Source organism: Micromonospora mangrovicola, assembly GCF_047200535.1.
In the GTDB taxonomy this organism is placed as follows: domain Bacteria; phylum Actinomycetota; class Actinomycetes; order Mycobacteriales; family Micromonosporaceae; genus Micromonospora.
Genome location: NZ_JBJZOG010000096.1, coordinates 1 through 25,172, shown reverse-complemented (window position 1 = coordinate 25,172; position 25,172 = coordinate 1). Strand labels below are relative to the sequence as shown.

Below are 25,172 nucleotides of genomic sequence, written 5' to 3'. Positions count from 1 at the left end.
CCCGCGTCGGCCATCAGGAACCGGCCGTCCCGGGCGGCACCTCCAGCCGGCCGGAGCACCGGCCGTCCACCGGCTCGGGACGTTGCCGGGGCATCATCCAGTCCAGCGCGGTCTGCTCGACCGGCCAGCCGTGCACGGTGACCTCGCTGACCGGCACCCGCTCCGGGCCGGGGCAGAGGATCTGCGCCCGGACCTGCTCGTTGGGGACGAACCGGACCCGACTGTGCCCGTCCAGCAGGATGGTCATCCGGTCGGTCACGGTGATCGCCTGGCCGGACACCACCTCCACGGCGGCCGCCGGCGGCGGCGGACCGACCTCGACGGCCACCGACGGCAGCAACGGCACCCGCAGGAACACGCTGGCGGCCACCAGTGGCACCACCGCGGCCACCAGGTAGGACGCGAGCTGGGTCAGCAGCGGCGCGGACCGGCGCGGAATCGGCCCGGTGAGCACCACGGCCGCCGCCGGCGGCACCCCCAGCAACGCCGCCGTGGCCGGCTCACCGTGCCGCAGCGCCGAGCCGATCGCCGGAGCCAGCCAGAGGTACGCGGCGATGCCGGCCAGCAGCGGCAGCACCAGGCCGAGGGCGAGCAGCAGATCCGCCCGGTCCGGCTGCCGATGTCGCACCCGCAGCCCGATCAGCCAGAGGACGATCATCAGCAGCGCCGGCAGGAAACGCATCTGCCAGGTGAGCGCCGCCAGCACCGACGCCCCGGCGAGCACCCAGCCGGGGGTCCGCGCGGTCACGTACGCCAGCAGCGACCGGTCCGGGTCGAACCGCTCCGGCGCGCTGACCCGGAGCACCGAGCCGAGCACGGCGGTGCCGAGCACTGCCAGCGGAAACGCCCAGACCAGCGCGATCAGCAGCGCACTGAGCAGACCGAGCGGGCTGACGTACTGCACGAGCAGCAGCATGGTCGGCATGTCCTGCCGGCTGAGCTGCCACAGCCGCAGCACCAGCAGCAGGACCGGGAACGCCGGCAGCAGGGTCAACACCCACTGCTGCCCCTGCCGCGCGCCCGACCGCCGCGCCGGGCCACCCGACGGGCGGTCTGCGAGGGGACGAGGACCATCGACTCCCACGGCCACTGGCGTACCTTCACCTTTCGACACTCCGGCTGCTGCCCCACCGCCACCTGCTGCGGCCGGTTGACCGGCTGCTCCCGGGCCAGGTTCGCCTCGAACGCGGCGTCCCAGGCGTCCCGGCCCGGCCGGGTCCGCGCCTGGTAGAGGGACCAGTCCACGAGCTCCTTCATGGCGGGGTTCGGCCCGGTGTTCACGCCCCACCGCTCGTCCTGGTCTTCGCCGATGTCCCAGTGCCGCAGTGGTTTCGCGCCGCGCAGGGGATTCTTCGGCATCGCGTCGGGGGCCTGCGGCGCCACGAAACCGGCGAGGATGGCGGCGTCGCTCTCCACCGCGTCGACGGTGCCGTCGTACAACGCCTGCACGCACTCGCTGATCCGGTTCTTGCCGCTGGCCACGGCGCCGTAGGCCGCCAGCCGCGGCTCGGCGGTGGAGGTGGCCAGCGTGCAGACCCGACGTCCGCGCAGGTCGCCGAGCCCGTCGATCCGGCCGGGGTAGCTGCGTAGCGTGATCACCGACTGCTCGGTGGTCAGGTACGACTCGGAGAAGTTGACGCCCTGCTCCCGACGCTGCGGGGTGATGCTGTACGAGGCGACCACGAGGTCGACGGTGAGGAACTTCGTGCCGTCGTACGCCTGTCGGCGCGCCCGGTCCTCGCTCTCGATCGGCAGGAACCGCACCTGCCGGCGCTTGAACCCCAGATCACCGGCGATCATGTACGCGATGTCGATGTCGAAGCCGCGGTAGCTGCCGTCCGCCATCAGCTGGGAGACGCCGGGCTGGTCGTCCTTGACCCCGATCAGCAGTTCCTTCTTGCCGTCCAGGCCGGCCCGGCTGCGCAGCTCGGCCAGGGTGGGCGGCCCGGTGGCGGTGGTCACGCCGACCACCGCGGCGACCAACACCACCAGCACCACCACCAGCACCGACAGCCGGAGCTGCCGGAACCGGTGTACGCCGCGCGGAGTGACGACCGGCTCCGGAGTACCCGTCTCGCTGATCTGGCTCACGTCCGCCCTCCCGCCTCCGTCCGCTGCGCGGGCTCCATTGTGGCGGATCGGGTACAGGCCGTCGTCGGACCGGTCGGCGGCCCGATGGGGTCAGTCGCGCAGCAGGTCGGCGTGGGCGGCGCGGAGCCGGGCGAGCGCCGGGTCGCCGGCCGGGGCGCGCCGGTCGAGCTCGGCCCAGACCTCGGCGAGGGCGTCGGTGAGCGCCCGCCGCTCGGCCGCGTGCCGCCGGCTGCTCTGCCGGTGCAACTCCTCCAGCCGGCGGGACCAGCCGGCGCTGATCGCGGCGAGCCGCTCGGCGTCGGCCCGGGTCTGCGCCGCCGTCCGGGCGGCCGGGGCGGGCACGATCGCGGCGATCGGGCGGGGGTCGCCGTCGCGGGTGACGACGGTGACGGTGTCGGTCAGCTCGGCGAGGGCGACGAGCTGGGTGAGCCGGGTGCGGACCTCGCGCAGCGGCAGGGCGCGCGGCTGGGGGGACCGGTCGGCCAGTACGGGGGCAGCCATGGACACATGTTGACGTCCGGGTACGACAGAACCCCGCCCCGCCGCCGCGGGTTAGGGTCGCACGGTGGCGATCATCATTCACCGCGGCGCGACGCTCACCCCGTACTTCGACGACTTCCTGCCGGGCTGGGTGGCCCGGCAGCCGTGGTACCGCGGCACCGGCGTCCCGGAGTTGACCCCGGTGGGATACTTCCGCTTCGCGGATCCGGCCGGCGCGGTGGGTCTGGAGACCCACCTGCTGCGGGACGGATCCACGCTGTACCAGGTGCCGTTGACCTACCGGGACGCCCCGCTCGACGACGCGGCGCTGGTGGCCACCGCCGAGCACAGCGTCCTCGGCACCCGCTGGATCAACGACGCCACCGCCGACCCGGTCTGGATCGGCGAGGTGCTGCGGCTGGTGGCGACCGGGGGGGTCTCCGAGCCGAGCGGGAAGCGGGGCGTCGGGCCGGCCGAAGCGCGCGGCCGGCGGCGCACCGCCGGCCCCCTGTCGCCGGACTCGGTCCGGATCGAGCTGCGGCGGGTGCTCACCGCCGGCGAGGAGCCGGCCGACCCGACGGCGCTCGGCGTGGTGACCGGCAACTGGCACCCGGACGGCCCGGACTCGGCGCCGGTGCACGGATGCCTGGCGGTGCTGCGGCCGGCGTCCGGCACCGCGCACTGAGCGCCACCGGCTCCGGAGCCGCCGGGGCGCCCCGGCTCGCGCGCCTACCCCTCGGGCTTCCACTCCGGGGCAAGCACCGACCAGACCTCCATGTCGGCCCGGCCGTCCGGCCCGGGGGCGACCTCGCGGAGCACACCGTCGCGGCTCATGCCCAACCGCCGTGCCACGGCGATGCTGCGCTCGTTGCCGGCCTTGGTCACCCACTCCACCCGGTGGATGCCACGATCCCGGATCGCCCAGTCGATGATCACGCGGGCGGCGCGGGTGACCAGGCCCCGCCCCTCAGCCGCCGGCTCCAGCCAGCACCCGGCCTCGCAGACACCGGTGGTGGTGCTCAAGGAGACGAACAGCACCCCGCCGACCAGGGTGCCGCGCTGCCAGATCCCCCAGATCCCGCCGTCATCGCGCGCCCACCGGTCGGCGTATGCCTGCAGGACCCTGCGGGCGGACTCGGCGTCGGTGGCCACGAAGGACGCGCCCACCCAGGGGGAGATGTGCTCCCGGCACCGGTCGAGGTTGGCCAGGAACTGGTCGGCGTGCCACGGCTCGAGCGGGCGCAGCTCGGCGTCGTCGGTCAGGGAAAGAGAGAACACCCGAGGGAACCTAGCAGGCCGGGGTCGGGAGCCGCTGGTGACCGAGGCCCGCCGGCTGGCCGCCGCACCGGCCGGGGCGCGGCCGGGCGCGGCGGGGTCGGGCCGGTCGTCCGGGCCGGACAGCCGGTCCCTTGTCTGCGCCTACGAAGTTGATGACGTGAACGGATCGGTGCTCGCGCCGAGGTGATCCGTCCACGGCATCAAGTTCGTAGCGTGGTGAAGAACAGGCAGTCGGTGGAGTCGGTCAGGGATTCATCTCGTACGCGCCGGCCAGGGCGACGACCCGCGCCCAGACCCGGGCGGTGCGGTCCACGTCGGCGACCGGACGGCGGACGTGGGCGAGCGCCCAGGCGGCCTGCTCGTCGCTGGTCGCCACCTTGCCGTGCAGTTCGGTGGCGTAGCCGGAGAAGTCCCGCACGAGCAGGTCGAAGATCTCGTCGAGCAGGTCGGCGTCCAGGCCGGTCAGCTCTGCCTGTTCCAGGATCAGCTGGCCGTAGACGACCAGCGCGAAAAGCTGGCCGAGGGTGAGCAGGAAGTCCAGGTCCCGCTGCTGGGTCTCGTCCGGGGCGTGCGCGGCGAGCAGCTCGCACAGCCCGTCGGCCTGCTCCCGGAACCGGGCGACGTTGGGCAGGTGGGCGTGCGCGTCGTACGGGGTGCGCCAGTCGTGGAAGCGGATCGCGCCGAGTCCGCGGGCCGGGCCCTGCCGGAAGAGGAACTCGTCGTCGGACCTGTCGTGGCGGGTCGGCACCGGTGGGTGTTCGGCCGGCCGGAACAGGTAGTTCGGCATGAACTTGAGGATCAGCGCCAGGTTGACGTGCACCGTCCCCTCCAGCTTCGGCAGACCGCGGATGTCCTTCGCGGCCTTGTCGAAGTAGGTGTCCGCCTCGAAGCCCTTGGCGGCGATGACGTCCCAGAGCAGGTCGATGACCTTCTCGCCCTCGGTGGTGACCTTCATCTTGGTCATCGGGTTGAACAGCAGGTACCGCCGGTCGTCCGGGCCGGCCGTGCGGAAGTAGTCGACCGCCCGGTCGCTGAACAGCTTCATCGCCACGAGCCGGGCGTACGCGTCGGTCAGCTCACGCCGCACGTGCGGGAAGTCGGTGACCCGCCGGCCGTAGAGCACGCGGTGGTGGGCGTGGGTGACCGCCTCGTAGATGGCGTGCTCGCAGATGCCGATGGAGGCGGTGCACAGGTTGAACTTGCCGACGTTGACGGTGTTCAGCGCGGCGTCGAAGGCGGACTGCCCGGTGTGCAGCACGTCCTCGGCGCGCACGGGGTAGTCCTCCAGCCGGAACTCGCTGACGTACATCTGCGCGTTGACCACGTTGCGCACGAGGCGGTACGCGGGGTGGCGGCTGTCGGCGGCGAAGAAGACGTAGCCGTCGGGGCCCTCGACGTCGGCGCGGCGGCCGAACACGGAGACCAGTCCGGCGACATTGCCGTTGCCGATGTAGTACTTGCCGCCGGTGGCCCGCAAGCCGCCCTCCCCGTCGGGGGTGAGCAGCATGTCGGTGGAGTAGATGTCGGCGCCGTGCGTCCGCTCGGAGAGGCCGAAGGCCATCACGTGTCCCTCGTCGAGCAGCGCGGCGGCGCGGGCCCGGGCCTCGGCGTTTTCACTTTGCCAGACCGGCCCGAGGCCGAGCACGGTGACCTGCCAGGCGTACCAGTAGCCGAGGCCGTAGAAGCCGAGGATCTCGCTGAGCGCGGCGTTGCGGGCGGTGTCCCAGCGCTTTTCCGGGTCGCCGGCCGCGTCGGCGGCCGGAGTGAGGAAGGTGGCGAAGAGGCCCTCCTTGGCGGCGAAGTCGAGGAAGTCGGCGTACCACTCGTGGTGGTTGTAGCTCTCGACGAGGGCCCGCTTGCCGCGCTGCTCGAACCAGTCCACGGTGGCGCGCAGCAGCCGCCGGGAGGTCTCGTCGAGGTGCGCGGGGTCGTAGGTGGGCGGGTGGAACAGCAGCGGATCGGTCACGGGTTCGCCTTCCTGATGGTGGAGGGATCGAGGGCGCGGAGGGTGGCGAGGACGTCGTCGAGCCATGCCAGCACCATCCGCTCGTAGGCGATGCCGCCGCGCAGCACGACGTGCTGGAGCGATCCCCGGGCGTCCAGGGCGGTGGGGTCCGGAAAGTCGCGGCGCTCGCCGGCCAGGTAGCCGGCGAGGGTGGCCGCGTGGTCGGCGCGGTAGCGCTCGACCTCGGCGACCAGGGCGGCGCGGCCGTCCGCGTCGTCGAACGCGGCGCCGCGGATCTTGACGGCCAGCTCGTGCCGGACCGCCTCCGGCTGCACCGGGGCGCGCAGCCAGGTGACCAGGGCGGCACGTCCGGCGGGGCCGACCGACCAGACCTTCTTGTCGGGCAGACCCTCCTGGCCGACCTCCTCGGCGGTGATCCAGTCGTCGCTCTCCATCCGCCTGAGCACCCGGTAGATCTGCTGGTGGGTTGCGGTCCAGAAGCGGCCGATCGAGCGGTCGAAGCGCCGGGCCAGCTCGTAGCCGGAGGCGGGCTGCTCCAGCAGCGAGACGAGGATGGCGTGGTCCAGCGACATGCCGGCCATCTTGCTATGCAACTCGTTGCATAGCAACACCCGCGACGGGGTGGTGAGGGACGCCGCGTGAGGGTGGTCATAACGGCTGGACTTCGAGGGCGGCGCTGCTGCTAGCCTTCTCGGCAGGTCATGAGCGCCAGCGCCAAGCCCCGGCTCGCTGGCCGGCAACCCTCCTCCGCGGTGGGGTGCCCCGGGTGAGGACCAGGCGCCGGCAGCCGCCGGCGCAAGCGTGGCCTGGTGCCCAGGTCAGCAACGACCAGGGGGAACCATGTCTGCTCACTTCCGCACCCCACCCGTCGACATCGTCGCGTACCCGGCGCGCTTCGCGCTGGTCAAGCGCCGGCACGTCGACCTGATGCGGGTGTGCGGCGACGCCTGTCGTCGCTTCGGCGCACGCTGAGCGCCACTCCCCTCCTTCCCCGATCCACCCCTCGCGGCTCCGCCCCATGTCCGGCGGCGCCGTCATCGGCGCGCGCCCGCGCCACCGTCCACTCTGGAGAAAACCGTGCGCATCCGAACCACGTTGACCCGCTTCGCCGCGCTCGGCGCCGCCGCCGTGCTCGCCGTCACCGCGCTCACCGGCTGCGGCGACAACGGCTCCACCGGCGAGGCCGACAACCCGTACAACCTGCTCCGGCCCGGCGTCATCCGGGCCGGCACGCTCACCGACGCCCCGCCGAACGTCTACCTGAAGAACGGCAAGTTCACCGGCTTCGACAACGACCTGCTCAGCGCGGTCGCCGCCAAGGTGGGGCTGCGGGTGGAGTTCGTCGGCACCGACTTCTCGGCCCTGCTGTCCCAGGTCAACAACCACAAGTTCGACGTGGGCAGCTCGTCCATCACCATCACCGAGGCACGACGGAAGACCGTCGACTTCGGCAACGGCTACGACTTCGGCTACTTCGGGCTCGACGTGCCGGCCGGCTCGTCGATCACCGGCTTCGACCGGCTCACCGGCAAGCGGGTGGTGGTCGTGCAGGGCACCGTGCAGGACGACTACGCCACGAAGCAGAACCTGAACCCGGTCCGGGTGCCCGACTACAACGGCGCGATCAACCAGCTCAAGGCCGGCACCGCCGACGCGTGGATCGCCCCCGCCGAGATCGGCGACAAGTCCGCCGCCGACAGCAACGGCCGGATCAGGGTGGCCGCCAAGCAACTCAGCCCGGCCCCGACCGCCTACGCGGTGGCCAAGGGGAACGACAAGCTGCGCGAGGCGCTGAACAGGGGCCTCGACGAGGTGATCGCCGACGGCACCTGGAGCCGGCTGCAGGCGCAGTACTACCCGGGCCGGCCGATCCCGGCCGACTTCACACCGGGCAGCGGGAGTGCGCCGGCAGCCTCGGCGTCGGCGGCCTCCTGACCGCGACAACGCAGACGAGCAGGGCGGACGGAGCCATGGATCCACTGAGCACCCTCTGGGAAACCTTTTTCGACTGGGACTCGATGCGGCAGGCGCTGCCCGAGATGCTGACCGTCGGGCTGCCCAACACGCTGATCCTGGCGATCTCCGCCGCCCTGCTCGGCTCGGTGCTGGGCCTGCTGCTGGCGATCGCGGGCATCTCGCGTACCCGCTGGTTGCGGTGGCCGGCCCGGGTCTACACGGACGTGTTCCGCGGCCTGCCGGCGGCGGCGACCATCCTGCTCATCGGCGTCGGCCTGGCGCCGCTGGGCATGCGGGTGTGGGGCCCCGACCCCTACCCGCTCGGCGTGCTGGCCCTGTCGCTGATCGCCGCCGCCTACCTCGGGGAGATCTTCCGCGCCGGCATCCAGAGCGTCGAGGCAGCCCAACTGGAAGGTGCCCGCACGCTCGGCTTCTCCTGGGGCGAGGCGATGCGCCTGGTCGTCGTTCCGCAGGGGGTACGCCGGGTGCTGCCGGCCTGGGTGAACCAGCTGATCGCCCTGATCAAGGACTCCAGCCTGGTCTACTTCCTCGGCCTGGTGGCCAGCCAGCGGGAGCTGTTCCGGATCGGCCAGGACCACGCGGCCACCACCGGCAACGAGTCCGCGCTGCTGCTGGCCGGCCTGTGCTACCTGGCGCTGACCGTGCCGCTGACCCACGCGGTCAACCGGATCGACCGCCGGCTGCGCCAGGGCCGGGCGGTCGCCGCCCCCGATCCCGACCCCGACCTCACGCCCGCCGGCGCGGCGGCACCGACCGGGAAGGACCCGAAATGAGCACCACCAGCGCCACCTCGGTCAGCCTCGCCGTCCGCGACGTCCACCTGGCCTTCGGCGCGCACCGGGTGCTGCGCGGCGTCGACCTGGACGTGGCCCGGGGCGCCACCGCCTGCGTGATCGGGCCCTCCGGCTCCGGCAAGTCCACCCTGCTGCGCACCGTCAACCGGCTGATCGAGCCGGACCGCGGCGACGTGCTGCTGGACGGGCGCAGCGTGCTGGGCGAAGGCCCCGACGCGCTGCGCCGGCGGGTCGGCATGGTGTTCCAGCAGTTCAACCTCTTCCCGCACCTGACCGTGCTGCGCAACATCACCCTCGCCCTGCGCAAGCTGAAGAAGCTGCCCGAGGAGGAGGCGGTGCGGATCGCCCGCGAGCAGCTCGACCTGGTCGGGCTGGCCGGCAGGGCCGACGCCCGGCCGGGGCACCTCTCCGGCGGCCAGCAGCAGCGGGTGGCGATCGCCCGGGCGCTGGCCCTGCGCCCGCAGGTGATGCTCTTCGACGAGGCCACCTCGGCGCTCGACCCCGAGCTGGTCAAGGGCGTACTCGGGGTGATGGCCGACCTCTCCGCCGCCGGCATGACCATGGTGGTGGTCACCCACGAGATGGGGTTCGCCCGCGAGGTCGCCGACACGGTGGCCTTCATGGACGCCGGCGTGGTGCTGGAGGCCGGCGAACCGGCCGCCGTCTTCGAGTCGCCGGAGCATCCACGGCTGCGGCGTTTCCTGTCCCAGGTGCTCTGACCCGCCACCGCTGCCGCTACCCGTCGCAGCGGTCGGAGAGGGCGTAGCGGGTGAGCACGACGTCGTCGATCTGGCGGACCTCGACCACCCGGGCGCGCCGGCCCGGGTGCCACGGGAAGCGGCCGTCCCCGACGAATCGGGGTGCCCGGCAGTCCCCGACGAAGAACGGCGCGACCACCAGATGCAGCTCGTCGGCGAGGCCGGCGGTGAGGAACTGGCAGTGCAGGCTGCCCCCACCCTCCACCATCAACCGGCGGACGCCCCGGCCGGCCAGGTCGTCGACCACCACCGCCGGGGTGAGCGGCTCACCGCCGTCGACCACGGTCGCCACCTCGCCCACCTGCTCGCGGGTCTTCTCCACCGCGCCGCTCGGGCAGTAGACCAGCTTCGCCCCGTCGCCGAAGGTGAAGAACCGGGTGGTCGGGTCGAGGTCCCCGCTGCCGGTGACGGTGACCTTCACCGGGGACGGCGGCAGGCCGCGCGCCACCCGGTCGGCGCGCCGCCGCGCGGAGCGCACCAGCAGCCGCGGGTCGTCCCGCCGCACGGTGGCGGCACCGACCAGGATCGCGTCGGCGGCGGCCCGGACCTCGTCGACCCGGTCGAGGTCGGAGTCGTTGGAGAGCAGCAGCCGTGCGCTGGACGCGTCGTCGATGTAGCCGTCGATCGACATCGCGCAGCTGAGCAGCACGTACGGCCGGGCGGTCATGGCACGAACGGCAGGTCGAGGGCGTGGTCGGCGCGGGTCACCTTGGCCGCGAGGTAGCCGGCGTTGGCCGGGGACAGGTGCACCCCGGTGGGCACCCGGTCGACCACCGTCACGCCCAGCCGGTCGAGCTGGTCGGCCTTGTCCGGGTTGTTGCTGAGCAGGGCCACCCGGGTCACGCCCAGCGCGGCGAGCATCTGCGCGGCCACCGTGTAGTCCCGCTCGTCGGCGCCCCGGCCCAGCGCCTCGTTCGCCTCGTACGTATCCAGCCCGCCGTCCTGCAGGGCGTACGCCTCCAGCTTGGCGTACAGGCCGATGCCCCGGCCCTCCTGGCGCAGGTAGAGCAGGTATCCACCGGCCTCGGCGATCCGCTCGACCGCCTCCCGCAGTTGCGGCCCGCAGTCGCAACGCTGGCTGCCGAAGACGTCCCCGGTGAGGCACTCGCTGTGCGGGCGGACCAGCGGCGGGGTCAGGTCGGGGTGGGACCGGTCCGCGGCACCCCGGTCACCGAGCCCGAACGCGAGGTGCTCCCGGCCGTCCACCAGGCCGTGGAAGGAGTGCACCCGGGCGGTGGTGACGTACCCGTCGGGGAAGCGCAGCGGCACCGTGACCTGGGTCCGGACCGTTGCGGTGGGCAGCGTTTCGTCCATGTTTCCTCCGTCCGGGGCTGCCGGGCGGGCCGGCAACGCACACCTCGCACCCTCACCGTAGGCGGGACCACCGACAGTCGCCCGACAGCCGGGAAGGCGGCCGGCGGCACACCAGGACCGCCGCCCCGGGCAGGCTGGCGACCAGCACCAACGCCCCGTACACGGTGGCGGCGGCGACCCCCTGGGCGGCGGTCAGGCCGGCGGCGGCGAACGCCCAGGCGGCGACCCCCTCGCGCGGCCCGAAGCCGGCCACGTTCGCGGGCAGCCCCATCGCGAGCAGGGCCAGCAGGGTCAGCGGCAGCAGCCGCGACAGCGGCGCGTCGACGCCCGCGGTGCGCGCCGCGACGACGAAGGTGGCCAGGTGGCCGGCGACCACCACGGCGGAGGCCGTCGCCACACCCAGCCAGGTACGGCGGGCGAGCAACCCGGCCCGGACGTCCGCCACCGCCGTCCGCGTCACCCGCGCCAAGCGGGAGGCCCCGCAGCGGGGCAGCGCCGCGGCGGCCAGCGCCACCCCGGCCGCGACCACGGCCAGCCCGGCGAGCAGCGCCGGCAGGTGCGGCCGGACCGGCGAGGGCAGCGCCGCCAGCACCACCAACGCGATCACCAGCTGGACCAGCTGACCGGCGGTCCGCTCCCAGACCACGGCCCGGACCCCCCGGGCGACGTCCCCGGCGTCCCGGCCGTGCCGGACCGCGCGGTGCACGTCACCGAGCACCCCGCCGGGGAGGGTGGAGTTCAGGAACACCGCCCGGTAGCAGTGCGCGACGGCGGTGCCCAGCGGCAGCCGTACGCCCAGCCCGCCGGCCACGAGGGACCAGCGCCAGGCGCAGCAGACGGTGGTGAGCGCACCGATAGCGAGCGCGGCGGTGAGGGCCGGCGCGTCGATCAGTCGCAGCCCGGCGAGGAACGGGGCGGTGCCCACCCGCCAGACCAGGGCGGCGAGAACACCCAGCCCGCCGAGGACGCGGACCCACGCCCAGGGCGAGCGGGCCGGCGCGGCGGGGCCCGAGGGCGTGCCCGACCCGGCGCGGGCGACCGGCGCGACGAACGCGGCGGGCCGGGCCGGAACGACGAGCGCGGCGGCGGCGGGCGCGGCGACGGTGGCGTGTGACAACTGGTCCTCCCTTGGTCCACCGGATGTCACGTGCGAGGACGCCCTGCGGTTCACCCGGCGAGCAGATCGGCGTGCTGCAGCACCACCCGCAGCCGGCCGGCCGCCGCCTCCGCCCGCCGCCGTTCCCGGTACGCCCCGGCCACGCCGGCCAGTTCGGGCCGCTCCTCGACGGCGGCGTCGAGCCAGCCGGTCAGCCATTCGGCGGTCAGCGCGGCCTGCTCCGGCCCGAGCCGCCACGGGCTGGACCGGACCTCGACCGGCACCCCCCGACGGCGGAAGGCCGCCACGGCGGCGTCCACGGCGTCCGGGCCGAGCAGGCTCCGGCCGGCGACGGTGCGCCGCTGGTGGGCGTTGAACGCGGCCTCGAACTCGGCGTCGAGCGGATCGGCCGGGGTGAACCCGGCCTGGCCGAGCACCGAGATCGCGAACAGCGTGGGGTGGCCGGCGCAGGCCGCGACCATCCGCTCGATCTCCTCGGCGGTGAGCATGTCCAGCAGCGCGGACGCGGTGACCAGGTGGGCTTCGGCCAGGTCGGCGGCGGTCAGCCGGGTGATGTCGGAGCCCCGGGTGGCCACGCTGACCGGGCTGCCGTCGGCGGCGTGCACCGGCTCGACGGTGGCGAGCCGGCGCAGCTCGGCGTCCCGCTCGTGCAGCACCCAGTGCTGCGGCCCGGGCAGCCGCGGCGCGAGCCAGCGGGCCATCGAACCGGTGCCGCTGCCCAGATCGTGCACGACCAGGGGCCGGCCGGCGGGGATCCGGCGGCGGAGCGCGTCGGCCAGCTCCACCGAGCGGGCCGACGCGTCGGCCGGCTCGCGCAGCCGCAGCCAGTCGGCGAAGTCCGGGGGTAGCTGCGTGGTCATGCCACCGTCGCCTCCTTCAGGGCCGCCGCCAGCCGGTCGGTGGTGACCGTCCAGTCGGTGAGGGTGTCCCGCCGCTGCCGGGCGGCATGCCGCAGCCGGGCCCGCAGCGGCGGGCGGGTCAGCCAGCGGCGCAGCGCGCCGGCCAGCGCGTCGGGGTCGCCGGGCGGCACCAGCAGCCCGGGTCGGGTGCCGTCCGGGGCCTGCCCGAGCGTCTCGGGCAGGCCGCCGGTGTCGCTGCCGAGCACCGGCATCCCCCGAGCGAGGGCCTCGGTCACCACCATGCCGTAGGTCTCCCGCCGGGACGGCAGGACCAGCAGGTCGGTGGCGTCGTATGCGGCGTCGAGCGCGGCCCCGACGAGGGGGCCGGGCAGGCGTACCCGGTCGGCCAGGCCGGCGTCGGCGAGCCGACGACGCAGCCGGCGGACGAAGCCCGGGTCCCGGGTGAGCGCGCCGACCCAGTCGCAGGTCCAGTCGAGGTCGGCGACCGCGGCCAGGGCGGTGGCGAGCACGTCGTGCCCCTTGAGCGGGGTGACCGCCGCGACGCAGAGCAGCCGGGTGCCCGCCGGCGTGCCGGGGGCGACCGGCGCGGCCGTCACCCCGGGCGCGGCAACCGACACCCGGTCGGGCGGCAGCGCGTACCGGTCGAGCAGCCACCGCCGGGTCCACCCGCTGGTGGCGACGACACCGGCCGCCACCGCCAGCGTCCGGGCCTCGGCCGCGTCGTCCAGCGGCAGGTGCACGAGCACCACCAGGCGCAGCCGCCGGGCGTGCGGGGCGAGCACCTCCGGCACGGTCGACGCGACCAGGCCGTCGAGCAGGACGAGGGCGTCGTCGGGCAGCGCGGCGAGCACTCCGGCGAGGGCGGCCCGCTCCCCCGGCCCCGGGTGCGGCCAGCCGCCGGGCACCGGGTGCTCGCGCACGGTCCAGCCGAGCGCGGCCAGGCCCTGGCAGGCCCGCCGGTCGTACGCGTTGCCGCCGCTGGGGGTGGCCGGGTCGTCGATGTCGCCCGGCAGCACCACGTGGACGGCGTTCATCCGGGCTACAGGGACCGCTCGTAGCTGGCCCAGGCGACGTGCGACTCGTGCAGGGTGACGGTGATCCCGGCGAGGCCGCGCGCCCCGTCGCCGAGACGTCCCGCGTGCACCGCCTCGGCGAGCCGGTCGGCGACGGTCCGGCACAGCACCTCGGTGGTGGTGTTCGTCCCGGCGAAGGCCGGCTCCTCGTCCAGGTTGCGGTAGTTGAGGTCGCCGAGGACGGCCTTGAGCTGCGCGGTGGCCAGGCCGATGTCGACCACGATCCCGTCGGCGTCGAGGTCCGGCCGGCGGAAGGTGGCGTCGACGACGAAGGTGGCGCCGTGCAGCCGCTGGGCCGGGCCGAACACCTCGCCGCGGAAGCTGTGGGCGACCATCATGTGGTCCCGGACGGTCACGCTGAACACGGATCACTCCTCGTCGTAGGTGATGAGGTGGCAGAGCGCGGACAGCCGGCCCGAGGCGAGCCGGGCCAGCACATCGGGCAGGTCGGCGAAGCGGGACCGGCCGGTGAGCAGCGCGTCGAACGCCGGATCGGCGAGCAGGTCCAGGGCGAGCGCCAGCCGGTCGGCGTAGCTGCGGTCGGCCCGCCGGGGCGAGACCGTGCCGACCTGGCTGCTGCGGATGGTCAGCCGCCGGGAGTGGAACGCCCCGCCCAGGGCGAGGATGACCGGCCGGTCGCCGTACCAGCTCAGCTCCAGCACGGTGCCCTCGGGGCGGAGCAGGTCCAGGCCGCGTTGCAGGCCGGCGGCGGTGGCGCTGGCGTGCACCACCATGTCCCGCTCGCCGACCGCGTCGGCGGGGAGGGCGAAGTCGACGCCGAGTGCGGCGGCCACCCCGGCCCGCGCCGGGTCCGCGTCGACCAGTTCGACCCGCACGCCGGGGAAGCCGGCGAGCAGGGCGGCGACGCAGCAGCCGACCATGCCGCCGCCGATCACGGTCACCCGGTCGCCGACCAGCGGTGCGGCGTCCCAGAGCGCGTTCACCGCGGTCTCCACCGTGCCGGCGAGCACCGCCCGGGCGGCCGGCACCCGCTCGGGCACGACCACCACGGCGTCGGCCGGGACGACGTACGCGCTCTGGTGGGGGTACAGGCAGAAGACGGTTCGGCCGAGCAGCGCGTCCGGTCCCGCCTCGACCGTGCCGACGCTGAGGTAGCCGTACTTCACCGGGGCGGGGAAGTCGCCCTCCTGGTACGGGGCCCGCATCGCGGCGTGCTGGTCGGCGGGGACCCGGCCGGCGAAGACGAGGGTCTCGGTGCCCCGGCTGACCCCGGAGAACCGGGTCCGGACCAGCACCTCGTCCGGGCCGGGCGGCGGGAGGTCGACCGGACGCAGCTCACCCTCGCCGGGGGCGCGGAGCCAGAAGGCGCGGGCGTCGCGGGTCACAAATTCTCCTCTTCCGCCGCTTCGGACCGAACCGAACGGACACTTTTCCCGTGTCTGGTGGCAGGGTTGTCGATCATAGACACGGAGGCAGGGTGTCCACGGTTCGAAATGGCCCATTGGTCGGGCTGACCGTCCAGATCCTCCTGCTCGGCGGGCTCGCCGGCACGGTGGGGCTCGGCGCGGCGGGCTGGCTCGCCGGCCTGGCGTACGCGGTGGTGCTCGGTGGCCTGCTCCGGCGCGGCCTCCGGGCGGCCGGCGCGGACCGGCTCGGCCCCGCAGACCGGGTGACCCTGGCCCGGGCGCTGCTGGTCGGCGGGGTACTGGCCCTGGTCGCGTCCACCGGATCCGGGCCGGCGCCGGTGGCGGTGCTGGTGCCGCTGACCGGCGTGGCGCTCGCCCTGGACGCGGTCGACGGGCGGGTCGCCCGGCACACCGGCACGGCCAGTCCGCTGGGCGCACGCTTCGACATGGAGGTCGACGCGTTCCTGATCCTCGTGCTCAGCGTCCACCTCGCGCCGTCCGTCGGCGGCTGGGTCCTGACCATCGGCGGGATGCGGTACGCCTTCGTCGCGGCGAGCTGGGTGCTGCCCTGGCTGCGGCACCCCCTGCCACCACGGCACTGGCGCAAGGTGGTCGCCGCCGCTCAGGGCGTGCTGCTGACGGTGGCGGCGAGCGGGCTGCTGCCGCCGGTGGCCGCCACGGTGCTGGTGGCGGGCGCGCTGGCCCTGCTGGTCGAGTCGTTCGGCCACGACGTCGCCTGGCTGTGGCGGCACCGCCCCGCGCCGGCGGCCCCGACCAGCTTCGTCGTGCGGGTCGGTACGCGGCCGAACCGCCTCGTTCTCGAGCCGACCGGCCGGGCCGCCGAGCCGGCCGGCCCGGCGGCCCGGCCGGCACCGGCCGCCGCCGGGGTCGCCGCCCACCAGCCCGTCTGACCCCCTCAACCCCAGCCGAAGGATGCCCCCGTGTCACTCCTCGCCCGCCTCCGCCGACCGTCCGCGACCGCCCCGGCCGGCGAACCCACCGCCCCCGGGCCGGCCGCACCGGCGACGCCGGCCGGGACAGGGTCGACGGCCGGGGCCACCGCCACCCCGACCGACCGGACGGCGGCGCGGGACGGGTGCGCGCGGCCGGCCCCCGCGGCGCAGCCGTCGCGGGGTCGGCGGATCGCCGCCGCCGGTCTCACCGGGCTCGCCGCGCTGCTGGTGGTGGCGGCGCTCGTGCTGCCCGACGATCCGGCCCGGATCGGGCCCGCCGCCGTGCCGCGGATCCCGGTGGAGGTACCGGTCGCGGCGGCGCTGCTGCTCGTCCTCCCGCCCCGGGTACGCCGGCCCGTCGCCGCGCTGGCGGGGCTGCTGCTCGGCCTGCTCATCGTGCTGAAGCTGCTGGACCTGGGCTTCTTCGTGGCCCGGGACCGGCCGTTCGACGTGCTGCTCGACTGGGGGCTGTTCGACGACGGGTTCGGCTACCTCACCGACTCGACGGGCCGGGCCGGCGCGATCGCCGCCGCGGCCGGGGCGCTGCTGGCCGCCGTCGGCCTGCCGGTGCTGGTGACCTTGGCGGTGCTGCGGCTAACCCGGCTGCTCGGCCGGCACCGTCGCACGTCGGCGCGGGTGGTCGCCGCCCTCGCCGTGCTCTGGCTGGGCTGCGCCCTCTTCGGGGTACGGCTCACGGCCGGCGTGCCGATCGCCGACCGGGAGGCGACGGCACTGGTGGCCGCGCACGCCGGGCAGATCCGCGCCGGGCTGCGCGATCGCGAGGTGTTCGCCGGGGAGGCCGCCGCCGACGCGTACCGGAACGTGCCGGGCGACCGGCTGCTGACCGGGCTGCGCGGCAAGGACGTGCTGGTCGCGTTCGTGGAGAGCTACGGCCGGGACGCCGTGGAGGATCCCGAGCTGTCGCCCGGCGTGGACGCGGTGCTCGACGACGGCTATCGCCGGCTGCGCGCCGCCGGGTACGACGCCCGCAGCGGATTTCTCACCTCGCCCACCTTCGGCGGCGGCAGCTGGCTGGCCCACGCCACCCTGCTCTCCGGCCTGTGGATCGACAACAACCAACGGCACCGGGACCTGCTGGCCGGGGACCGGCTCACCCTCAACGGGGCGTTCCGCCGGGCCGGCTGGCAGACGATCGGCGTGCTGCCGGCGGCCACCCAGCCGTGGCCGGAGGGGAAGTTCTTCGGCTACGACCGGTACTACGACGCCAAGCGGCTCGGCTACCGCGGGCCGAAGTTCAGCTACGCGCCGATGCCGGACCAGTACACCCTGGCCACCTTCCAGCGCCTGGAACGGGCCCGGCCGCACGCTCCGATCATGGCGGAGATCCCGCTGGTGTCCAGCCACTCCCCCTGGTCGGCCATTCCGGAGCCGGTGCCGTGGGACGCGGTCGGCGACGGGTCGATCTTCGACGAGGCGTCCATCCGTACCGGGGGCAGCCGGGACGTGGTGCAGCGCGACGGCGGGCAGATCCGCGCCGACTACGCGCACTCCATCCGGTACACGCTGGGCACCCTGGTGTCGTACGTGCTGACCTACGGCGGGGACGACCTGGTGCTGGTCTTCCTCGGCGACCATCAGCCGGCCGCGACGGTGACGGGCGAGGGCGCCGGCCGGGACGTGCCGATCACCATCGTGGCGAAGGACCCGAAGGTGCTGGACCGGATCACCGGCTGGGGCTGGCAGGACGGCCTGCGCCCCGGCCCGGGGGCCCCGGTATGGCGGATGGACGCCTTCCGGGACCGCTTCCTCACCGCCTTCGGCCCGCCCCCCGGCCACTGACCCGGCCTCCGCCCGGTCCGGTCGTGCCACACACCGATCCGCACAATTCTCCCGAAAAGTGCTGCCTCGCGGCGAGCGGGAGGCAGCACTTTCCCCGAAGTTGCGCGGCTCGCGCCACCGGCGCGGGCGGCCCGCGCCGGTGGGTGGAGCGGCGGGATGGTCAGGCGGCCTTGCGGCGGCGGGAGCGGGGTCGCGGGGTCGCGGCGTCGCCGCCGGGGGACGGGCGCTCGGCCGAGGCGTCGGCGCGGGCCAGGAGCATCGCGCGGCGGGCGTCGATCAGGGTGTCGCAGGGCGCGGCGCGGCCGCCGCAGAGCAGGCTGGGACAGCGGCCCGTCTCGTCGGGCTCGTGCGCGGCGGCCACGTCGTACGCCGCCCGCCAGAGCAGCGGGTCGGTCACGTCGTCCGGCAGGACCACCTCGTGGCTGGACCGGATGTGGGTCGTGTCGGGCACCCCGTTCCCCTCTCCTCGTCGCTCCCCCTGTTCGATGACCGGACGGAGCCAGGTCAAACCTTTCTCACGTATCAACGAGCGTCCAGAGGTGTCCGTCACGCCGGATACGCGCGGGTCTCGGCCGCCTTCACCGCCGCCCAGACCGGCTGGCCGGGGCGCAACCCCAGGTGGGCGGCCGCGGCGGGCGTGACGTCGGCCGCGACGGGGACCGGCCCGTCGAGCTGGACGCGCAGGTTGTCGCCGTGCCGCTGCACGCCTGCGACGGTGGCCGGCCAGACGTTGCGCGGGCTGCCGTCGGGGCGGTCCCGGTGCAGCGCCACGGCGGCCGGCGGGAAGGCGACGAAGGCCGCCCCGTGCACGGTGTCCGCGGTGGTGAGGGTGAGCCCGCCGACCGTGACGGCGTGCCCGTCGGCGCGTCCCCGGTGCAGGTTGAGGCCGACCAGCCGGGCCACGTAGTCGGTGCGCGGCCGGGCGGTGACGGCGGCCGCATCGCCCTCCTGGACCACCCGGCCGTGCTCGACGATGACCAGCCGGTCGGCGAGCACCAGGGCGTCCAGCGGGTCGTGGGTGACCAGCAGGGTGGCCCCGGAGTGCTCGCCCAGGTGCCGCTGGAGTTCAGCGCGGGTGTCCAGCCGGGTGGCGGCGTCGAGCGCGGCCAGGGGCTCGTCGAGCAGCAGCAGGGTGGGTTCGACGGCGAGCGCCCGGGCCAGCGCGACCCGCTGCGCCTGCCCGCCGGAGAGCTGCCGGGGCTTGTCCCAGGCCCGCTCGCCCAGGCCCACCCGGTCCAGCCAGCCCTGCGCCCGGGCCCGCGCCGCTCGCCGGTCGGCGCCGTGCCGACGCGGCCCGAAGGCGACGTTGTCCAGCGCGCTGAGGTGCGGGAAGAGCAGGTAGTCCTGGAAGACCACGCCGACCGGCCGCCGTTCCGGCGGGACCCGGGCCCCCCGGTCGGGCCGGTCCAGGTCCACGCGGGCGAGGGTGAGGTGGCCCGCGGTCAGCGGGTGCAGCCCGGCCAGGGTACGCAGCGCGGTGGTCTTGCCGGCCCCGTTCGGGCCGAGCAGCGCGACCACCTCCCCGGCGGCGATCCGCAGCCGGATGTCAAGGTGGAAGGCGCCCCGGTCGGCGACCAGGTGCGCGTCGAGCAGCGGCGGGGCGGTCACGGCGTGCCGACCCAGCGGTCGCGCAGCCCGGCGAGGATGGCGACCGAGACGGTGAGCAGGATGAGGCTGAGCACGATCGCGGCCCGGAGGTCGCTCTCCAGAGCCAGGTAGACGGCGAGCGGCATGGTCTGGGTGCGGCCGGGATAGTTGCCGGCGAAGGTGATGGTCGCGCCGAACTCGCCGAGCGCGCGGGCCCAGCAGAGCACCGCGCCCGCCGCGACGCCGGGGGCGACCAGCGGCAGGGTGACGCGGGTGAAGGTGGTCCAGCGTCCGGCGCCGAGGGTGGCCGCCGCCTCCTCGTACCGCCGGTCGGCTCCGCGTAACGCCCCCTCGACGGCGATGACCAGGAACGGCATGGCCACGAACGCCTCGGCGAGCACCACTCCGGCGGTGCTGAACGGCAGGGTGACCCCGAAGGCGGTGTCCAGCCAGGACCCGAGCAGCCCGCGACGGCCGAAAACCAGCAGCAGCGCCACCCCGCCGACCACCGGGGGCAGCACCAGCGGCACGGTGACCAGGGCGCGCACCAGCCGCCGGCCGGGGAACTCGACCCGGGCGAGCAGCCACGCCAGCGGTACGCCGAGCACCACGCAGAGCACTGTGGCGAGGGTGGCGGTCTCCAGCGACAGCCGCAACGCGGTGCGCACGCCCGGCTCCGCCATCCGTCGGGGCAGGGTGCTCCACGGCGCCCGGGCCAGCAGCCCGACCAGCGGCAGGACGAGAAAGAGCAGCCCGAGGCCGGCGGGGACCAGCAGGGCCAGCGGCGCCCGCTGCCGGGGCGCGGTGGGCCGGGTCACCGGTCCTGCGGGGGTTGGAAGCCGGCGGCGGTGAGCACCGCCCGGCCCGCGTCGGACCGGACGTAGTCGACGAAGGCCCGCGCGCCGTCCGGGTTGCCGGCATGCTTCAGCACGACGATCGGATAGTCGTTGACCGCCCGCGTGGACTCGGGGAACTCGACGGCGGCCAGCTCGCCGGCGGTGGCCCGGACGTCGGTGCGGTAGACCAGGGCGGCGTCGACCTCGCCGAGCCGCACCTTGGCCAGCGCGCCCTTGACGTCCTGTTCCAGGGTGGCCGGGGTGAGCCGGACACCGGCCGCGTCGAGGGCTCTGCTCGCCGCCGCGCCGCACGGGACCTGCTCGGCGCAGAGCGCCACCTTCACCCCGGGCCGGGCCAGGTCTGCCAGGCCGGCGACCTCGGCCGGATTGCCCCTGGGCACGGCGATGACGAGCTGGTTGCGGACCAGGATGGCCGGGGTGCCGGCGGCGTCGCCCGCATCGGTGACGGTTCGCATGGTGGCCGGTGAGGCGGCGGCGAACACGTCGGCCGGGGCGCCCTGGGTGATCTGGGTGGCGAGCCCTGAGCTGCCGGCGAAGTTGAAGGTGACGGTGGTGCCCGGGTGCGCGGCCTCGAAGTCCCTGCCCAGCCTGGTGAAAGGCTCGGTGAGCGAGGCGGCGGCGAACACGGTCACCCGGCCGCCGCCCTCCGTGGCGGCCCCGTCGTCGCCGCAGCCGGCCAGGCCGAGGGTCAACGCGGCCGCCCCGGCGAGGACGGCGCGGATCCACCGTGCGGTCACGGGGTGGTCCTTCCCTTCGGGGCGGGAGCGCGCTCGACCACCACGGTGGTCGACTTGATCACGGCGACAGCCACCGCGCCGACCTGCAGGTCGAGTTCGTCGACCGCCTCGCGGCTCATCAGCGAGACGATCCGGAACGGCCCGGCCTGGATGTCGACCTGGGCCATGACGGTGTCCTTGACGACGGCGGTGACGATGCCGCGCAACCGGTTACGGGCGGACGACAGCTCCGGGTGCCCCGGGGCGCGGACGAACGCGGCCAGGTCGACCCCGTCGACGACCCGGTGGCCGTGCTCGTCGCGGGCCGCCGGCAGCCGCCCCGCATCGACCCAGCGGCGGACCGTGTCCGCGCTGACCCCGAGCAGTTCGGCGGCCTCACCGATCCGGAACACCGTCACCCGGCCACCCTAGCGGTCCGCAGATGCAACCCGGAAGGGCTCCTACACCTTGCACCAGCGATGCCCTGGCGCGGATAAGGGCCGCAGATGCGGTCAGCCCAGCCCCGGTGTGAGGCGTACCCAACCCAGCAGTTGCGCGTTGAGCGCCATCACGATGGTGGACGCCGACACCAGGACCGCGCCGACCGCCATCCCGGCCCAGGCCGGCTGGCCTACCGGGCCTGACCGCCCGCCCACCGCTCCCGCAGCCCGCCGAAGAACCGGCGGAGGTCCGCCACCAGCAGGTCCGGGGCCTGGTGGGCGGCGTAGTGCCCACCCCGGTCGTGCTCCCGCCAGGAGACGATGGCCGCGTGGTCGCGCTCCGCGTACCGGCGGATGGCGTGGGCGTCGTCCGGGAACTGGGCGAGCGCGAGCGGGACGGTGGTCGGCCCGGACGGCGGCTCCTGCCGCTCGTGCTCGGCGTAGATCCGCGGCGCGCAGCCGGCGGTGCCGGAGAACCAGTGGATCGACACGTGGGTGAGCAGGGTGTCCGGGTCGAGATCCCCCATCACCTGGCTGTTCCAGGCGAGCAGCCCCACCGGCGAGTCGTGCAGCGCATACCCGAGGGTCTGCGGCTGCTGGGCCTGCACGTGCTGGTACGACCCCATCCGCCGCTGGAACCAGCGCAGCCCGGCCAGGCTCGCCCGGTCCGCCGGCCCGAACCCGGCCGCCTCCGCCGGGTCGACGGGCGGGTGCTGCTCGACGGACACCCGGGGGTTATCGCGGTCCGGCCCCGACCCTCGGGCCGCCCGCCGTTCCCTTGCCCTGCCACGGCCAACGGCCGTCCAGCTCCACCTCCAGGGAGAAGCTGAGGAAGGTCCGGACCAGCACGATCAGGGCCAGCACCCCGACGCTGGTGAAGGTCGGCGAGACCGCCACGGTACGGATGATGTCGCCACCGACCAGGAACTCCAGCCCCAGCAGGATGGCCCGGCCGACACCCTGCCGGTACGCCCGGTAGTGGTCGACCACCTGCCGGGTGCGCCACGAGCGCAGCAGGAAGACCACCGTGGCGACGGCGACGCCGAGCGCGATGACCAGCACCCCGGCCAGGTCCAGCAGCGCCCCGATCCGCTGGATGATCTCCTTGGTCGGCACCCGTCACCCCCGTACCCGGTCCGGCCGCCACGCCCACGATGCCGTATCCGGCCACCGGACGGGCCGTTTCGGCGGTACCGGGTCGGAATGACCGCCGGCGAACGCCTGCGGGGCCGGAGCACGGCTGCCTAGGGTGGGGGTACGCCGGGGCCGCCGGGTAGGTACGGCGGGCCGGCACGGCGACAGCGACGACGAGGAGCCCGACGTGACGGAGCCCGAGGAGAAGCAGGAGAAGAGCCGCAAGACCGACGACGTGCTCTACTCCCCCGACGGGGATCCGCACCACACAGTGGCGCAGGCCCCGCAGCCCGACGAGCACCTGGCCGCTCAGTTCCAGCACGACGGCGAGACGGAGACCGTCGGCGACGAGTGAGCCGGCTCGCAGAGTTCTACCCGGTCGGCGGTAGCGCTGACAGTTCGCGGTCGTGCAGCCGGCTGAGCAGGGCGAGTGAGGCTACGGCACCCACCAGCGCGAGGAACATGTCCCACTGGGTGTCCCAGACGTCGCCCTGGGTGGCCAGGAAGTCATCGGCGGCCGAACCGCTGGCCAGGGCGGCCCACCACTCGATCAACTCGAAGAAGGCGCTGAACGCCAGACACGCGCAGACCACCAGCGGGGCGAGCCAGCGACTACCCCGCAGCGGTGAGCGGCGGACCAGGATCTCCCGTACCAGGACGGCCGGCACGAAGCCCTGGGCGAAGTGGCCGAGCCGGTCGTACGGGTTTCGGGACAGGTCGAACAGGTTCCGGACCCAGTCGCCGAGCGGGGTCCGCGCATAGCTCCAGTGTCCGCCCGCGACGAGGATCAACGCATGCAGTGCCAGCAGGCAGCACAGCAGCGTGGTCAGCGGAAACCGGCGCCAGGTGAGCAGCAGCACCGGCACACCGACGATCACCCAGATCGTCTCCAGCAGCCAGGTCAGCCGGTCGTACGGCCGGACGCCGGAGACGACCAGCGCGACGAGCACGAGTCCCAGCAGCACCTGCGGGAGGATGTTGCGTGCTCGGGCCACCGGTGACCGCCTGTTCCTGGATGGACGGACCGGTCCGCCGCCGGCCGGACGCCGACGATAGCAGCGGGCCGTGCGGTCGCCGTACCCGTTAGGGGTGGTGCCGCTGTCCCGGTCCCCGTTACGGTCAGGCCGGGCCCGTCGGGCTCCGGTCCGGCCCGGTCGCCGGCCGCGCGTCCGCTGCACGGGAGGCTGCCACGTGGCCCTGCTGACCGCACTGTCGCACGCGCCGGACGCGCGCCCGGACGCGGTCCGGGTCGCCGGCCGGGCGGCCTCCGGCACCCACCTGCTGGAGAGCGCGTCGGCGGTGGCCGACCGGATCCGGGGGCTGGAACGGGTGGCGGTGGAGGCGACCGCCTCGCTGGAGACGGTGGTGGGCGTCGTCGGGGCGCTGCTCGCGGACGTGACGGTGGTGCCGGTACCGCCGGACGCCGGTCCGATGGAACGCGCACACATCCTGCGGGACTCCGCCGTGGCGGCGGTGCTGCGCGCGGAGGGCGCCGAGGGCGAGGCGGGTGACCTGCCGGTGGTGCCGGTGTCGCTGCGGGACCGCTCGGCGAGCCGCCACCCGGAGCCGGCGGACGACCGGCCGGCGTTGATCCTCTACACCAGCGGGACGACCGGGCTGCCGAAGGGTGTGCTGCTGTCCCGCCGGGCGATCGCCGCCTGCCTCGACGGTCTCGCGGACGCCTGGTCCTGGACGCCGGACGACCTGCTGGTGCACGGGCTTCCGCTGTTCCACGTACACGGACTGGTGCTGGGCGTGCTGGGACCGCTGCGTCTCGGCGGCCGGCTCGACCACGTGGGGCGGCCCCGGCCGGAGCGGTACGCGGCGGCCGGCGGCTCGCTGCTGTTCGGGGTGCCGACGATCTGGTCGCGGGTCTGCGCCGACCCGTCCGCCGCTCGGGCGCTGCGCGGGGCCCGGCTGCTGGTGTCGGGGAGCGCACCGCTGTCCGCCACGGTCTTCGCCGGGCTGTACGCGCTCACCGGCCACCCGGTGGTGGAGCGGTAGGGCATGACCGAAACGCTGATCACGGTGAGCGCGCGGGCGGACCGGCCCCGGCTGGCGGGCACGGTGGGCTGGCCGCTGCCCGGGGTGGAGACCCGGCTGGTCGACGAGCACGGCGGGGCGGTGCCGGCCGACGGCGCGGCAATGGGTGAGCTGCTGGTCCGCGGGCCGACGCTGTGCGACGGCTACCTCGGCCGCCCGGACGCCGACGCGGCGGTGTGGCTGGCCGGCGGCTGGTTCCGGACCGGGGACGTCGCGACGATCGGCCCGGACGGGCGGCACCGGATCGTGGGGCGGGCCTCCACCGACCTGATCAAGAGCGGCGGGTTCCGGATCGGCGCCGGTGAGGTGGAGGAGGCGCTGCTGGCCCACCCCGCGGTACGCGAGGCGGCGGTGGTCGGCGTACCGGACGGCGAGCTCGGGCAGCGGGTGACGGCGTACGTGGTGGCCGACGGCGCGGCCGAGCCCGAGCTGATCGATTTCGTGGCACGGCAGCTCGCCGTCCACAAGCGTCCCCGGCGGATCCACTTTGGAGTCGTTGCCCCGCAACGCTCTCGGCAAGGTGCAGAAGTCCCGGCTGGGCTGACGGCGGCGCGGTCGAGCGCTCAG

27 protein-coding genes, 3 pseudogenes and 1 riboswitch are annotated in these 25,172 nt (G+C 74.8%); of the genes and pseudogenes, 9 read left to right on the top strand and 21 right to left on the bottom strand.

The genetic code is table 11. The features are described from left to right. Nucleotides 1–13: 13 nt before the first annotated feature. From ACL02O_RS27500 to ACL02O_RS27490, 3 genes are all read right to left on the bottom strand, one after another. Nucleotides 14–997 (bottom strand): hypothetical protein, encoded by a 984-nt coding sequence (locus ACL02O_RS27500; RefSeq protein WP_412821064.1) that lies wholly within the window; start codon nucleotides 995–997, stop codon nucleotides 14–16. Then, nucleotides 991–2,091 carry a transporter substrate-binding domain-containing protein gene (locus ACL02O_RS27495; protein WP_412821063.1) on the bottom strand — a complete coding sequence of 367 codons (1,101 nt, stop codon included), beginning with the start codon at nucleotides 2,089–2,091 and terminating at the stop codon, nucleotides 991–993. Before ACL02O_RS27495 ends, ACL02O_RS27500 begins: the two co-directional genes overlap by 7 nt. A 90-nt stretch (nucleotides 2,092–2,181) precedes the next feature. Then, a complete protein-coding gene (locus tag ACL02O_RS27490; RefSeq protein WP_412821062.1) occupies nucleotides 2,182–2,592 on the bottom strand; it encodes a type II toxin-antitoxin system Phd/YefM family antitoxin in 411 nt (136 codons plus the stop codon). A gap of 64 nt (nucleotides 2,593–2,656) precedes the next feature. On the opposite strand from ACL02O_RS27490, the gene ACL02O_RS27485 reads away from it, so the two are divergent. Continuing rightward, nucleotides 2,657–3,256, top strand: a complete 600-nt coding sequence (locus tag ACL02O_RS27485; protein ID WP_412821061.1) for a maltokinase N-terminal cap-like domain-containing protein — start codon at nucleotides 2,657–2,659, stop codon at nucleotides 3,254–3,256. A gap of 44 nt (nucleotides 3,257–3,300) precedes the next feature. On the opposite strand, the gene ACL02O_RS27480 is transcribed toward ACL02O_RS27485, so the two are convergent. The 3 genes from ACL02O_RS27480 to ACL02O_RS27470 all read right to left on the bottom strand — a co-directional run bounded on the left by ACL02O_RS27480 (nucleotide 3,301) and on the right by ACL02O_RS27470 (nucleotide 6,387). Next, nucleotides 3,301–3,849: a GNAT family N-acetyltransferase gene (locus ACL02O_RS27480; protein ID WP_412821060.1), complete on the bottom strand. Its 549-nt coding sequence runs from the start codon at nucleotides 3,847–3,849 to the stop codon at nucleotides 3,301–3,303. 244 nt (nucleotides 3,850–4,093) lie between these two features. Beyond that, nucleotides 4,094–5,815 carry an acyl-CoA dehydrogenase family protein gene (locus ACL02O_RS27475; RefSeq protein WP_412821059.1) on the bottom strand — a complete coding sequence of 574 codons (1,722 nt, stop codon included), beginning with the start codon at nucleotides 5,813–5,815 and terminating at the stop codon, nucleotides 4,094–4,096. After that, nucleotides 5,812–6,387, bottom strand: a complete 576-nt coding sequence (locus ACL02O_RS27470) for a PadR family transcriptional regulator (protein WP_412821058.1) — start codon at nucleotides 6,385–6,387, stop codon at nucleotides 5,812–5,814. The genes ACL02O_RS27475 and ACL02O_RS27470 overlap by 4 nt, the downstream gene beginning before the upstream one ends. Before the next feature lie 125 nt (nucleotides 6,388–6,512). Further along, nucleotides 6,513–6,623: riboswitch (SAM riboswitch) on the top strand. A 32-nt stretch (nucleotides 6,624–6,655) separates the two neighbouring features. Between ACL02O_RS27470 and ACL02O_RS27465 the strand changes: the two genes are divergently transcribed. The 4 genes from ACL02O_RS27465 (at nucleotide 6,656) to ACL02O_RS27450 (ending at nucleotide 9,305) form a co-directional block, all read left to right on the top strand. Further along, nucleotides 6,656–6,787, top strand: a complete 132-nt coding sequence (locus ACL02O_RS27465) for a hypothetical protein (protein ID WP_412821057.1) — start codon at nucleotides 6,656–6,658, stop codon at nucleotides 6,785–6,787. Between the two features lie 105 nt (nucleotides 6,788–6,892). Then, the gene (locus ACL02O_RS27460) at nucleotides 6,893–7,750 is read left to right on the top strand and encodes an ABC transporter substrate-binding protein (RefSeq protein WP_412821056.1); all 858 of its coding nucleotides are present in this window, start codon (nucleotides 6,893–6,895) and stop codon (nucleotides 7,748–7,750) included. Between the two features lie 35 nt (nucleotides 7,751–7,785). Next, nucleotides 7,786–8,565: an amino acid ABC transporter permease gene (locus ACL02O_RS27455; RefSeq protein WP_412821055.1), complete on the top strand. Its 780-nt coding sequence runs from the start codon at nucleotides 7,786–7,788 to the stop codon at nucleotides 8,563–8,565. Then, nucleotides 8,562–9,305 (top strand): amino acid ABC transporter ATP-binding protein, encoded by a 744-nt coding sequence (locus tag ACL02O_RS27450; RefSeq protein WP_412821054.1) that lies wholly within the window; start codon nucleotides 8,562–8,564, stop codon nucleotides 9,303–9,305. Before ACL02O_RS27455 ends, ACL02O_RS27450 begins: the two co-directional genes overlap by 4 nt. Before the next feature lie 16 nt (nucleotides 9,306–9,321). Here the strand turns inward: ACL02O_RS27450 and ACL02O_RS27445 are convergent, their stop codons facing one another. The 7 genes from ACL02O_RS27445 to ACL02O_RS27415 all read right to left on the bottom strand — a co-directional run bounded on the left by ACL02O_RS27445 (nucleotide 9,322) and on the right by ACL02O_RS27415 (nucleotide 15,054). Beyond that, nucleotides 9,322–10,011, bottom strand: a complete 690-nt coding sequence (locus ACL02O_RS27445; RefSeq protein WP_412821053.1) for a RibD family protein — start codon at nucleotides 10,009–10,011, stop codon at nucleotides 9,322–9,324. After that, entirely contained in the window at nucleotides 10,008–10,658 is a 651-nt protein-coding gene (locus ACL02O_RS27440; RefSeq protein WP_412821052.1) for a GTP cyclohydrolase II, read from the bottom strand. The genes ACL02O_RS27445 and ACL02O_RS27440 overlap by 4 nt, the downstream gene beginning before the upstream one ends. Nucleotides 10,659–10,710: 52 nt before the next feature. Continuing rightward, nucleotides 10,711–11,613, bottom strand: a complete 903-nt coding sequence (locus ACL02O_RS27435; RefSeq protein ID WP_412821067.1) for a lysylphosphatidylglycerol synthase domain-containing protein — start codon at nucleotides 11,611–11,613, stop codon at nucleotides 10,711–10,713. Nucleotides 11,614–11,825: 212 nt separating this feature from the next. Next, nucleotides 11,826–12,635, bottom strand: coding sequence for an SAM-dependent methyltransferase (locus ACL02O_RS27430; protein WP_412821051.1), 810 nt, complete (start codon nucleotides 12,633–12,635; stop codon nucleotides 11,826–11,828). Next, the gene (locus ACL02O_RS27425) at nucleotides 12,632–13,669 is read right to left on the bottom strand and encodes a glycosyltransferase family 4 protein (protein ID WP_412821050.1); all 1,038 of its coding nucleotides are present in this window, start codon (nucleotides 13,667–13,669) and stop codon (nucleotides 12,632–12,634) included. The genes ACL02O_RS27430 and ACL02O_RS27425 overlap by 4 nt, the downstream gene beginning before the upstream one ends. Before the next feature lie 5 nt (nucleotides 13,670–13,674). Further along, complete coding sequence (locus tag ACL02O_RS27420) at nucleotides 13,675–14,073, bottom strand: 6-pyruvoyl trahydropterin synthase family protein (RefSeq protein ID WP_412821049.1); 399 nt, start codon at nucleotides 14,071–14,073, stop codon at nucleotides 13,675–13,677. Between the two features lie 3 nt (nucleotides 14,074–14,076). After that, the gene (locus tag ACL02O_RS27415; RefSeq protein ID WP_412821048.1) at nucleotides 14,077–15,054 is read right to left on the bottom strand and encodes an MDR/zinc-dependent alcohol dehydrogenase-like family protein; all 978 of its coding nucleotides are present in this window, start codon (nucleotides 15,052–15,054) and stop codon (nucleotides 14,077–14,079) included. A 92-nt stretch (nucleotides 15,055–15,146) separates the two neighbouring features. Here ACL02O_RS27415 and ACL02O_RS27410 point away from each other — a divergent pair. Together ACL02O_RS27410 and ACL02O_RS27405 are read left to right on the top strand one after the other, a co-directional pair. Then, nucleotides 15,147–15,881 (top strand): annotated as a pseudogene (locus tag ACL02O_RS27410) (CDP-alcohol phosphatidyltransferase family protein); the annotation flags it as partial. A gap of 135 nt (nucleotides 15,882–16,016) precedes the next feature. Then, a pseudogene (locus tag ACL02O_RS27405) lies at nucleotides 16,017–17,839 on the top strand (sulfatase-like hydrolase/transferase); the annotation flags it as partial. Between the two features lie 149 nt (nucleotides 17,840–17,988). Here ACL02O_RS27405 and ACL02O_RS27400 read toward each other — a convergent pair. The 7 genes from ACL02O_RS27400 to ACL02O_RS27370 all read right to left on the bottom strand — a co-directional run bounded on the left by ACL02O_RS27400 (nucleotide 17,989) and on the right by ACL02O_RS27370 (nucleotide 22,544). Beyond that, a complete protein-coding gene (locus tag ACL02O_RS27400) occupies nucleotides 17,989–18,279 on the bottom strand; it encodes a hypothetical protein (protein WP_412821066.1) in 291 nt (96 codons plus the stop codon). Nucleotides 18,280–18,374: 95 nt separating this feature from the next. Then, nucleotides 18,375–19,451: an ABC transporter ATP-binding protein gene (locus tag ACL02O_RS27395; RefSeq protein WP_412821065.1), complete on the bottom strand. Its 1,077-nt coding sequence runs from the start codon at nucleotides 19,449–19,451 to the stop codon at nucleotides 18,375–18,377. Continuing rightward, nucleotides 19,433–20,233, bottom strand: coding sequence for an ABC transporter permease (locus ACL02O_RS27390; RefSeq protein ID WP_412821047.1), 801 nt, complete (start codon nucleotides 20,231–20,233; stop codon nucleotides 19,433–19,435). The genes ACL02O_RS27395 and ACL02O_RS27390 overlap by 19 nt, the downstream gene beginning before the upstream one ends. Then, nucleotides 20,230–21,009, bottom strand: coding sequence for a molybdate ABC transporter substrate-binding protein (gene modA / locus ACL02O_RS27385; protein WP_412821046.1), 780 nt, complete (start codon nucleotides 21,007–21,009; stop codon nucleotides 20,230–20,232). The genes ACL02O_RS27390 and modA overlap by 4 nt, the downstream gene beginning before the upstream one ends. Continuing rightward, on the bottom strand, nucleotides 21,006–21,407 hold the full coding sequence (locus ACL02O_RS27380) for a TOBE domain-containing protein (protein WP_412821045.1): 402 nt from the start codon (nucleotides 21,405–21,407) through the stop codon (nucleotides 21,006–21,008). Before ACL02O_RS27380 ends, modA begins: the two co-directional genes overlap by 4 nt. Before the next feature lie 212 nt (nucleotides 21,408–21,619). Further along, the gene (locus ACL02O_RS27375; RefSeq protein ID WP_412821044.1) at nucleotides 21,620–22,156 is read right to left on the bottom strand and encodes a hypothetical protein; all 537 of its coding nucleotides are present in this window, start codon (nucleotides 22,154–22,156) and stop codon (nucleotides 21,620–21,622) included. Between the two features lie 7 nt (nucleotides 22,157–22,163). After that, nucleotides 22,164–22,544, bottom strand: coding sequence for a DUF1622 domain-containing protein (locus tag ACL02O_RS27370; RefSeq protein WP_412821043.1), 381 nt, complete (start codon nucleotides 22,542–22,544; stop codon nucleotides 22,164–22,166). A 205-nt stretch (nucleotides 22,545–22,749) separates the two neighbouring features. Between ACL02O_RS27370 and ACL02O_RS27365 the strand changes: the two genes are divergently transcribed. Further along, complete coding sequence (locus ACL02O_RS27365; protein WP_412821042.1) at nucleotides 22,750–22,917, top strand: hypothetical protein; 168 nt, start codon at nucleotides 22,750–22,752, stop codon at nucleotides 22,915–22,917. Nucleotides 22,918–22,933: 16 nt separating this feature from the next. On the opposite strand, the gene ACL02O_RS27360 is transcribed toward ACL02O_RS27365, so the two are convergent. Then, on the bottom strand, nucleotides 22,934–23,527 hold the full coding sequence (locus tag ACL02O_RS27360; protein ID WP_412821041.1) for a DUF2238 domain-containing protein: 594 nt from the start codon (nucleotides 23,525–23,527) through the stop codon (nucleotides 22,934–22,936). A 226-nt stretch (nucleotides 23,528–23,753) separates the two neighbouring features. Here ACL02O_RS27360 and ACL02O_RS27355 point away from each other — a divergent pair. Further along, a pseudogene (locus ACL02O_RS27355) lies at nucleotides 23,754–25,149 on the top strand (acyl-CoA synthetase). Nucleotides 25,150–25,172 lie beyond the last annotated feature (23 nt).

Bases quoted from the DNA above. Each gene is read 5' to 3' on its own strand.
- ACL02O_RS27430 (WP_412821051.1), bottom strand. From the start codon at position 12,635: ATGACCACGCAGCTACCCCCGGACTTCGCCGACTGGCTGCGGCTGCGC.
- ACL02O_RS27425 (WP_412821050.1), bottom strand. From the start codon at position 13,669: ATGAACGCCGTCCACGTGGTGCTGCCGGGCGACATCGACGACCCGGCC.
- ACL02O_RS27445 (WP_412821053.1), bottom strand. From the start codon at position 10,011: ATGACCGCCCGGCCGTACGTGCTGCTCAGCTGCGCGATGTCGATCGAC.
- ACL02O_RS27490 (WP_412821062.1), bottom strand. From the start codon at position 2,592: ATGGCTGCCCCCGTACTGGCCGACCGGTCCCCCCAGCCGCGCGCCCTG.
- ACL02O_RS27465 (WP_412821057.1), top strand. From the start codon at position 6,656: ATGTCTGCTCACTTCCGCACCCCACCCGTCGACATCGTCGCGTACCCG.
- ACL02O_RS27455 (WP_412821055.1), top strand. From the start codon at position 7,786: ATGGATCCACTGAGCACCCTCTGGGAAACCTTTTTCGACTGGGACTCG.
- ACL02O_RS27440 (WP_412821052.1), bottom strand. From the start codon at position 10,658: ATGGACGAAACGCTGCCCACCGCAACGGTCCGGACCCAGGTCACGGTG.
- ACL02O_RS27450 (WP_412821054.1), top strand. From the start codon at position 8,562: ATGAGCACCACCAGCGCCACCTCGGTCAGCCTCGCCGTCCGCGACGTC.
- ACL02O_RS27470 (WP_412821058.1), bottom strand. From the start codon at position 6,387: ATGTCGCTGGACCACGCCATCCTCGTCTCGCTGCTGGAGCAGCCCGCC.